This is a genomic window from Immundisolibacter sp., from assembly GCF_041625615.1.
GTDB lineage: Bacteria > Pseudomonadota > Gammaproteobacteria > Immundisolibacterales > Immundisolibacteraceae > Immundisolibacter.
Map to the genome: position 1 here is coordinate 1 of NZ_JBFJTF010000109.1, position 8,005 is coordinate 8,005.

An 8,005-nucleotide genomic window follows, 5' to 3' on the forward strand; every position below is an offset into this window, starting at 1 on the left:
CGTCGGCGAAACCGCGCAGTCCTTCCGGTTCCAGCGGCCAGATCAGTGCCGGCTTGTACAGGGTGATGCCCAGCTGGGCGGCCTGGCCTTCGTCCAGGCCCAGGTCCAGCATCGCCTGGCGCAGGTCCTCGTAGGCCTTGCCGAAGGCGACGATGCCAAGGCGCGGCTGCGGGCTGGCCAGCGTCACCCGGTCCAGGCCGCTGGCACGCACCGCGGCCAGCAGTGCCGGCAGGCGGTAGCGCATCAGCCGTTCTTCCTGGAAGGTCGGCCAGTCCGGCACGCGCAGGTGCACGCCGTCCGGCGGCATGACGAAATCGCCCGGCACCACGATGCGGCTGCCGGGGGAGTCGAGATCGATCACGGCCGTCGACTCGGCAATGTCGGTGACCAGCTTCAGTGCCACCCACACCCCGGCGAAGCGCGACAGCGCGATGCCGGCGAGACCGTAGTCGTACACCTCCTGCACCGTGCCGGCGGCCAGCACTGGAATGCCGGCGGCCATCAGGGCGAACTCGCTTTGCTGCGGCACGGTGGAGGAGTGGCATACGGGGTCGTCGCCGACCGCCATCAGCACGCCACCATGCGGCGAGGTGCCGGCCAGGTTGGCGTGGTGCAGGGCATCGCCGCTGCGTTCCACGCCAGGGCCCTTGCCGTACCACATGGCGTAGACGCCATCGTAGCGGGCGCCCTCGAACACCGTGAGCTGCTGCGTGCCCCAGATGGCGGTGGCGGCGAGGTCCTCGTTGACCCCGGGCCGGAACAGCACGTGGTGGGCCTTCAGGTGGTCGCCGGCGCTCCACAGGGCCTTGTCCAGCGTACCCAGGGGCGAGCCGCGGTAACCGGACACGTAGCCGGCGGTGTTGAGGCCGGCTGCCTGGTCACGCACACGCTGTTCCATCAGCAGCCGGGTCAGGGCCTGTGTGGCCGACGCCAGCACCCGACCGTGGGCTTGCGTGTACTTGTCCTCGAGAGTGACCGGCTGCAGGCTCATCCAGCGCTCCAGTATAGAAACAGTGTGGGGGCGAACTCGAACTGTGTAAGCCTAGCGTTGGTGGCCGTGGGCAGCAATGCGCGATCCAGCCGTTAGACTGGCCGCCGCCAGCCAACACCGGGGAGAAGTCACCATGAACGCATTGCTGGACGGACGCGTCATTATCGTTACCGGAGCCGCCCGCGGCATCGGCCAGGCCTACGCCAGGGGATTGGCGGCGGCCGGCGCCACCGTGGTGGCGGCCGATATCCTCGACTGCAGCGACACGGTCGGCCTGCTCGACGGGCGCGGCATGGGCGTGCCGGTGGACATCACCGACATGGCCAGTTGCGCCGCCATGGCCGAGGCCACGCTGAAGGCCCACGGCCGCATCGACGGCATCATCAACAACGCCGCCATGTTCGGCCCGAGCGACGTCACCGAAGGCGCGCGGATGCTGCCGTTCGACGAGATCACCGAAGACGCCTGGCAGCGCATGCTGAACATCAACGTCACCGGCACCTGGCACGCCTGCAAGGCGGTGGTGCCGGCCATGCGTCGCCAGGGCTACGGCAAGGTGGTGAACATCTCGTCGAACACCATCCAGCTGGGCAACCCCAACCTGTTGCACTACGTGGTCAGCAAGGGCGCGGTGGCCACCATGACGCGCTGTCTGGCGCGCGAGCTGGGGCCGGCCGGCATCCGCGTCAACACCCTCGTACCGGGCTTCATCCAGAGTCAGGCCAGCAAGGACATCATGCGCGAGAACCAGGCCGAGGGCATCACCGCCGCCATGAAGGCCATCTGCTCGCTCGGCCGCGAGCAGTACGCCGACGACCTGGTCGGCACCGCCGTGTACCTGTGCTCGGAACTGTCGGATTTCGTGTCGGGGCAGATGATCTCGGTCGACGGCGGCGCCTGCTTCACCGGCATGTGAGCCTGTTTCCACCCGTCATCGGACCCGCCATGCGTACCCTGTTCGTTCTCGTTCTGACCCTGTTCCTGGCGCTGCCGGCGGCCGCCGGCCCGCGCCTGGGCGCGATTGCCAGCGCCCACCCGCTGGCCACCGAGGCCGGCTTCGAGGTGCTGGCCGCCGGCGGCAACGCCTGTGACGCGGCGGTGGCGGTGAGCGCGGCGCTGGCGGTGGTGGAGCCGGCCAGTTCCGGCATCGGCGGCGGCGGGTTCTACCTGATCCAGCGCCGCAGCGGGCAGGCGCTGTTCGTCGACGCGCGCGAGACGGCGCCGGCCAGTGCCAGCCGCGACATGTACCTGGGCGCCGACGGCGAGCCGGTGGTGCAAGCGTCCCTGGACGGCCCGCTGGCGGCGGGCATTCCCGGCGAGCCGGCAGCGCTGGTGCACCTGACCCGCCGCTGCGGACGGCTGGACCTGGCGCGCAACCTGGCGCCGGCCATCCGTCTGGCGGCCGATGGCTTCGTCCCGGACGCGTTTCACCTGCAGATGACGGCGCGGCGCCGTGACGCCCTGGCCGCATCGCCGGCCGCGGCGGCCATCTTTCTCGACGATGGCGAACCGCCGACGGCCGGATTCCGGCTGGTGCAGACGGACCTGGCGGCGGTGCTGCAGCGCCTGGCCCGGCACGGCCGGGCAGGGTTCTACGAGGGCGAGACCGCCCGCCTGCTGGTGGCCGGCGTGAACGCCGCCGGCGGCGCCTGGACGGCGGCGGACCTCGAGCAGTACCGGGTGGTCGAACGCACGCCCCTGCGCGGCCGCTACCGGGACATGGACGTGCTGACCGCGCCGCCGCCGTCGTCCGGGGGGGTGGTGCTGCTGAGCGCGCTCAACATTCTGGAAGGCTACCGGCTGGACCTGCGCGGCGGCATCGAGCGCAAGCACCTGATCATCGAGGCCATGCGCCGTGCCTACCGCGACCGTGCCGAATACCTGGGCGACCCGGAGTTCGTGCCGATGCCGATCACCCAGCTCATCGACAAGAACTACGCCGCCGGCCTGCGCGCCGGCATCCGCGCCGACCGCGCCACGCCGAGCGCCAGCCTGCCGGGCGCGCCGGCTGCCCCGGAAGGCACCGACACCACGCATTTCTCGGTGGTCGACGCGCAGGGCAACATCGTCTCGGCCACGCTGAGCATCAACATCCCGTTCGGTTCCGGCTTCGTGCCGCCGGGCACCGGTGTGCTGCTCAACGACGAGATGGACGATTTCTCGGCCAAGCCGGGCAGCCCGAATACCTACGGCCTGATCGGCTCGTTTGCCAACGCCATCGCCCCCGGCAAGCGGCCGCTGTCGAGCATGACGCCGACCATCCTGCGCCGTGGCGACACGGTGGCCGTGCTCGGCACGCCGGGCGGCAGCCGCATCATCAGCATGGTGCTGCTGGGCACGCTGGCGTTTGCCGACGGCAGCGACGACCCGGCCGACTGGGTCGGCGTCGGCCGCTACCACCACCAGTTCTGGCCGGACGTGGTCGAGTACGAGCCGCAGGGCCTGACGCCGGCCGAGATGGCCGGCCTCGAACGCCTCGGCCACACGCTGAAGCCGGTCGGCCGTCGCTACGGCAACATGCAGGCCATCGTCTGGCAACCGGCCAGCGGGCGGATGCGGGCGGCCAGCGATCCACGCCGCGAGGGCAGCGCGCAGGTGCGCTGAGTGGGGTGATCGAAAATCGGGGCGCCCCTCCGGCGCGCCACGCGGTGGCGTTTTTATGGCGCCCGGACGACGCGGTGGCGTAATACGCTCGATCCAGCATGGTGTACAGGCGGGCGCCGATCCGGTCGGGGCCATGGAAAGGCCTGGTGGGCCGAGGCGGCGATGCGAGAAAAGCACGGGTTGACCGACACGTTGCGGCGCGTACTGGAGGCCGGCGGGGAGCGGGTGTGTGTCGGCGACATCGTCGAGGCCCTGCGGTCGCGCGGTTTCGGACCGCTGATCCTGGCGCCGGCGCTGTTGGTGCTGTTGCCGACGGGGGCGGTGCCGGGCGTGCCCACCGTGATGGCCGGGCTGATCGTGCTGGTCGCCATCCAGCGTGTGTTGGGGCGCCGGCATCCCTGGCTGCCGCGGCGCCTGCGGGCCTTCGGCCTGGAGCGTGCCCGTTTCCAGCGCGGCGTCGAGTGGCTCAGGCCGTACACCGAGCGGATCGATCGCTATACCGACGCCCGCCTGGCCTGGTTGACCGGGGACATCGGCACGCGCCTGTCGGCGGCGTTCTGTGTCGTGCTGGCGAGCACCATACCGCCGCTCGACCTGGTGCCCTTCGCGGCAGCCTTGCCCGCCCTGGCGATTGCGCTGTTCGCGCTGGGGCTGGCGGTCAGCGATGGTTTGCTGGTGGCGATCGGCTACTTGGGCGTGCCGGTCGTGGCCTGGTTGCTGGTGACCCAGGTGCTGTAGGAAGTGTGGGAAGCCGCGGCGGCCGAGTGCGGACCGTCCGCGCTCACAGGCGCGAATCCGGCCGCGCCAGGAAGGCCAGTTCCTCGGCTGTCGACGGACGGCCCAGGACCGCGTTGCGGTGCGGGTAGCGCCCGAAGCGGTCGATCACCGCCTTGTGGCGCCGCGCGTGCCGCACGGTGTTCCTGGGCGCGAAGGCCGCGAACAGCGGCTGCGCCAGCGCGTGGATGGCGCGCGACTCGCTGTGCATGTAGGGCATCAGCACGAAGCCGCGCTGCACCGGTTCCAGGGTGGTCAGCACGCCGGCGGCCACCGCCTCCTGCGCCAGTGCCAGGGCCATGCCGTCCTGGGCGAAGGCGCGCGGCGTGTCGCGGTGGATATTGCGCGAGAACTGGTCCAGCACGATCACTTCCGCCAGTCGTCCGTGCGGTGTGGCACGCCAGGCGTACAGCTCGCCGCGGGCGGCCTGCTGCAGCAGCGCCCCGTAACGCTGGCGGATCAGCGCGTCGAAGGCCGGGTCGCTGGCCCACCACTGGGCGGGCGCGGTCTGTTCGAACCAGAATGCGAGAACGTCGTCGTGCATGCGGACGGGGCTGCCGGTGGTCGCGAGGCTACGACAGCTTAGGCGGCGGTTTGCCAGAATGACACCCCGTCATCACCTGCCCGGGCAGATGCAAAAGACCCTCATCGTCCTTGGAATCAGCCTGCTGGTTGCCGGTCTGGCGTGGCCGTGGCTGGGAGCGATCCCGTTCGGTCGCCTGCCGGGCGACATCGTCATCCAGCGCGGAAACGTCCGCTTCTACTTTCCGCTGACCACGATGGTCGTGGTCAGCGGGGTGCTCTCGCTGCTGGTGTGGTTTCTGCGGCGCTGACCGCGCGGTCGCCGGGTCGGGGCGCCGTGGCCGATCACGGCGGCGGACCTTCGCCGCGTGCCGCGGCCAGCAGGTGGGGGATGCGGTCGTTGCCCCAGAACAGGCGCCCGTCGAGCGCGAAGGTGGGCACGCCGAACACGCCGCGGTCGGCCGCCTGGCCGGTGCTGTCGATGAGGGCCTGCTTGATGCCGGGGTCGGTCAGCTGGGCTTCGGCCCAGGCCTGCGGCAGCCCGCAGTGGCCGGCCACGTCCAGCACCACCTGCGGTTGTTGCAGGTCGCGTCCGTGGGACCAGGCGGCGTCGGCCAGCTGGCGGGCCAGCACGGCACGAGTGGTGGGGTCCGTGACCGCCAGGCACAGGCGCAGGCCGTGCAGCGGGTTGAACGGGTGCGCCGGCGGGCCGGTGAAGGGCAGGCCGCGCTCGGCGGCGCGCCAGCGGATGTCGTCGAAGATCTGCGCGCGCTTGCCGGGAATGTCCACCGGCGCCGGCTGGCCGTGGCGCTTGAGGATGGCGCCGAAGGCGACCGGGGTGACGATCACCGGGCGGCCGGTGGCCTGGGCAACGGCATCCACGGCATGCAGCGCCAGCCAGGCGTAGGGGCTGACCAGGTCGAAGTACAGGGTGATGGGCGTGGCCATGGTGTCCTCCCGGGGCGGCGTCAGTACGCCGTCCCGTCCTTGTGGGTGAAGTGCCAGCCGGTGGCGGTGAGTTCGGCAGCCAGGTCGTCGTCCGGGTAGGTCACCCGGTCGCCCGGCGTGCGGTCGCCCACCTCCAGGTACAACACGTCGGCGGCGCTGCGGTTGATCAGGTGATGGGCATCCCCGCGGCCGGCGGCAAAGCCCGCGCACATGCCGGGCGCCAGCAGGGTCTCGCCGGCGTCGGTGACCAGTGTCGGGCAGCCTGCCAGCACGTAGATGAACTCATCCTGCGCGGTGTGGGCGTGGCGCAGGGCGGAGATGGCGCCCGGCGCCAGGCGAGTCAGGTTGACGCCGAAGTTGCCGAGGCCGAACGCCGCGCCGAGCGCGCGTTTTTCGCGCCCGGCCAGCGCGGTTTTCAGGCGCGCCACGACGGCGTCCGGGTAGGCCCAGACCCGGTCGCGGGGCGGGCAGTCGGCGGCGCGCAGGGCGGTGGGCGGTTTTGGATCGGGCATGGGGTTCCCCCGGTCACGCGGCGTAATGGGCGGCGGCCTGGATGACCCTGCCATCGGGCCCGAACTCGAACCACTCCGCCGCCGGGCCGCGGGCGCCCTGGTAATGCAGCAGCAGGCTGTCGACGCCGCAAAACACGTGCAGCAGGTGGAAGTGCAGCTGCGGCAGGCGGCGCAGCGCCTCGGCCCAGTAGGCGCCCACCGCGCCCTTGCCGCTGAGCCGGCCGGATGACATGCCGGCGAACTGCGCGATCAGCGGCGAGTGCATGGTGAAGTCGTCGGCATAGTGGGCCAGGATGGCGTCCAGGTCGTGCCGGTTCCAGGCGTCGATCCAGTCGGCGGCGAAGCGGTGGGCGAAGTCGGGGTCGATCACGGCGCGGGTTCCAGTTCGGGGGTGGTTTCAGGTGCCGGGCGGCAACAGGGCCATCAGCGACACCAGGGCGCGGGCGCATAGGGTCTCGGTGTCGCCGTCGCGGGCGTACACGTCGGCATCGCACACGGTCAGCGTGCGCCCGGCCTTGAGCACCTGTGCCCGGCCGATGAATGCCTGGCCACGGGCCGGATTGAGCAGGTTGATCTTGAACTCGGTGGTCAGCACCTGTGCCTGCGCCGGCATGAGCGAGAAGGCGGCATAGCCGGCGGCGTTGTCGGCCAGCGTGCTGACCACGCCGGCGTGCAGGAAGCCGTGCTGCTGCGTGAGCCGCGGGTCGAACGCCAGCGTGATCTCGCAGCGGCCGGGCTGCAGTGCGGTGAGGCGGGCGCCCAGCGTGGCCATGAACGGCTGCGCCGCGAAGCTGTCGCGCACGCGGCGCTGGTAGTCGGGATCAGGGGCGGTGAAGGTCATGGGCTGTCTCCGATGCGCGCGGCGCCAGCGGGTGGATGGCGGTGTGGCTCACCTGGCCGTTCGGCCGGAAGCGGAAGGTCTGCGCCCGCAGCCGGCCGCCGCTGCGGTACAGCAGGACCACGCCGTCGGTGCCGGTCAGGGTGGCGGCTGCCGTCAGTGCCAGGCGCGGTCCCACCGTCAGCGTGGGGGCGGTCAGCGCCCGTGCCCACCAGGCGGCCACCGCGGGTTTGCCGCGCAGGCGGCTGGCCGGCGCCGGCAGGCGCGGCGCGGTCAGTTCGATGTCATCCGCGCAGTGGGCCAGGACGGCGTCCAGGTCGTGCCGGTTCCAGGCGCCGATCCAGGCGCGGGCGAACTGCTGCGCAAACCCGGTGCTGATCATGCGCCGGCCTCGTCCACGTGGGCCACGCCCGGCATCCACACCAGGTCGATGTTGCCGTAGTCGACGCCCAGGCGGCTGAGCAGCGCCGTCAGCTGCCCGCGGTGGTGCATCTGGTGGTTGAACAGGTGCGTCAGGGCGGCCCACTTCGGCAGGGTCATGACCTTGCCGGTCACCACGCTGGTGTAGCGCACCGGCTGTGGCAGGTCGGCTTCCCGGCAGGCCTGAAGGTAGTCGCACAGGGCGGCGTCGGACTGCGCCTGACGCCGGCGCAGGGCCGGCAGGTCCGGCGCCAGCTCGGCATCCAGCCGGCTGGCCGGCGGCGCGGTGCTACGCATGCGCGCCAGCCACAGCAGGTCGCCCAGCAGCAGGTGGTTCAGCGTGCCGTGCACGGACCGGAAAAACGCGCCGAGATCGGCCGTGTAGTCGGCCGCGCC

The 8,005-nt window shown here is 71.5% G+C and carries 11 protein-coding genes and 1 pseudogene; 4 read left to right on the forward strand and 8 right to left on the reverse strand.

What is annotated here, in order from left to right:
- Positions 1-991, reverse strand: a pseudogene (locus ABYX71_RS08945) (indolepyruvate ferredoxin oxidoreductase family protein); the annotation flags it as partial.
- A 133-nt stretch (positions 992-1,124) separates the two neighbouring features.
- On the opposite strand from ABYX71_RS08945, the gene ABYX71_RS08950 reads away from it, so the two are divergent.
- From ABYX71_RS08950 to ABYX71_RS08960, 3 genes are all read left to right on the forward strand, one after another.
- Positions 1,125-1,907, forward strand: coding sequence for an SDR family NAD(P)-dependent oxidoreductase (locus tag ABYX71_RS08950; protein ID WP_372696154.1), 783 nt, complete (start codon positions 1,125-1,127; stop codon positions 1,905-1,907).
- A 29-nt stretch (positions 1,908-1,936) separates the two neighbouring features.
- Positions 1,937-3,595 carry a gamma-glutamyltransferase gene (gene ggt, locus ABYX71_RS08955; RefSeq protein WP_372696155.1) on the forward strand — a complete coding sequence of 553 codons (1,659 nt, stop codon included), beginning with the start codon at positions 1,937-1,939 and terminating at the stop codon, positions 3,593-3,595.
- 162 nt (positions 3,596-3,757) lie between these two features.
- Positions 3,758-4,333: an exopolysaccharide biosynthesis protein gene (locus tag ABYX71_RS08960; RefSeq protein WP_372696156.1), complete on the forward strand. Its 576-nt coding sequence runs from the start codon at positions 3,758-3,760 to the stop codon at positions 4,331-4,333.
- 43 nt (positions 4,334-4,376) lie between these two features.
- On the opposite strand, the gene ABYX71_RS08965 is transcribed toward ABYX71_RS08960, so the two are convergent.
- A complete protein-coding gene (locus ABYX71_RS08965; RefSeq protein WP_372696157.1) occupies positions 4,377-4,913 on the reverse strand; it encodes a DUF924 family protein in 537 nt (178 codons plus the stop codon).
- Between the two features lie 58 nt (positions 4,914-4,971).
- Here ABYX71_RS08965 and ABYX71_RS08970 point away from each other — a divergent pair, with 58 nt between their 5' ends.
- Positions 4,972-5,202: a DUF2905 domain-containing protein gene (locus tag ABYX71_RS08970; protein WP_372696158.1), complete on the forward strand. Its 231-nt coding sequence runs from the start codon at positions 4,972-4,974 to the stop codon at positions 5,200-5,202.
- Between the two features lie 34 nt (positions 5,203-5,236).
- On the opposite strand, the gene ABYX71_RS08975 is transcribed toward ABYX71_RS08970, so the two are convergent.
- The 6 genes from ABYX71_RS08975 to ABYX71_RS09000 all read right to left on the reverse strand — a co-directional run.
- On the reverse strand, positions 5,237-5,839 hold the full coding sequence (locus tag ABYX71_RS08975; protein ID WP_372696159.1) for a 2-hydroxychromene-2-carboxylate isomerase: 603 nt from the start codon (positions 5,837-5,839) through the stop codon (positions 5,237-5,239).
- A gap of 20 nt (positions 5,840-5,859) precedes the next feature.
- On the reverse strand, positions 5,860-6,351 hold the full coding sequence (locus tag ABYX71_RS08980; RefSeq protein ID WP_372696160.1) for a cupin domain-containing protein: 492 nt from the start codon (positions 6,349-6,351) through the stop codon (positions 5,860-5,862).
- 13 nt (positions 6,352-6,364) lie between these two features.
- The gene (locus ABYX71_RS08985) at positions 6,365-6,721 is read right to left on the reverse strand and encodes a nuclear transport factor 2 family protein (protein WP_372696161.1); all 357 of its coding nucleotides are present in this window, start codon (positions 6,719-6,721) and stop codon (positions 6,365-6,367) included.
- Positions 6,722-6,748: 27 nt separating this feature from the next.
- Positions 6,749-7,192, reverse strand: coding sequence for a PaaI family thioesterase (locus tag ABYX71_RS08990; protein WP_372696162.1), 444 nt, complete (start codon positions 7,190-7,192; stop codon positions 6,749-6,751).
- Complete coding sequence (locus tag ABYX71_RS08995) at positions 7,173-7,571, reverse strand: nuclear transport factor 2 family protein (RefSeq protein WP_372696163.1); 399 nt, start codon at positions 7,569-7,571, stop codon at positions 7,173-7,175. Before ABYX71_RS08995 ends, ABYX71_RS08990 begins: the two co-directional genes overlap by 20 nt.
- On the reverse strand, positions 7,568-8,005 hold a 438-nt coding region (locus tag ABYX71_RS09000; RefSeq protein ID WP_372696164.1), incomplete at its 5' end, for a DinB family protein. The genes ABYX71_RS08995 and ABYX71_RS09000, both read right to left, overlap by 4 nt.

Excerpts from the sequence above, each read along its gene's own strand:
- ABYX71_RS08950 (WP_372696154.1), top strand. The coding sequence starts at position 1,125 with ATGAACGCATTGCTGGACGGACGCGTCATTATCGTTACCGGAGCCGCC.
- ggt (WP_372696155.1), top strand. The coding sequence starts at position 1,937 with ATGCGTACCCTGTTCGTTCTCGTTCTGACCCTGTTCCTGGCGCTGCCG.
- ABYX71_RS08960 (WP_372696156.1), top strand. The coding sequence starts at position 3,758 with ATGCGAGAAAAGCACGGGTTGACCGACACGTTGCGGCGCGTACTGGAG.
- ABYX71_RS08965 (WP_372696157.1), bottom strand. The coding sequence starts at position 4,913 with ATGCACGACGACGTTCTCGCATTCTGGTTCGAACAGACCGCGCCCGCC.
- ABYX71_RS08970 (WP_372696158.1), top strand. The coding sequence starts at position 4,972 with ATGACACCCCGTCATCACCTGCCCGGGCAGATGCAAAAGACCCTCATC.
- ABYX71_RS08975 (WP_372696159.1), bottom strand. The coding sequence starts at position 5,839 with ATGGCCACGCCCATCACCCTGTACTTCGACCTGGTCAGCCCCTACGCC.
- ABYX71_RS08980 (WP_372696160.1), bottom strand. The coding sequence starts at position 6,351 with ATGCCCGATCCAAAACCGCCCACCGCCCTGCGCGCCGCCGACTGCCCG.
- ABYX71_RS08990 (WP_372696162.1), bottom strand. The coding sequence starts at position 7,192 with ATGACCTTCACCGCCCCTGATCCCGACTACCAGCGCCGCGTGCGCGAC.
- ABYX71_RS08995 (WP_372696163.1), bottom strand. The coding sequence starts at position 7,571 with ATGATCAGCACCGGGTTTGCGCAGCAGTTCGCCCGCGCCTGGATCGGC.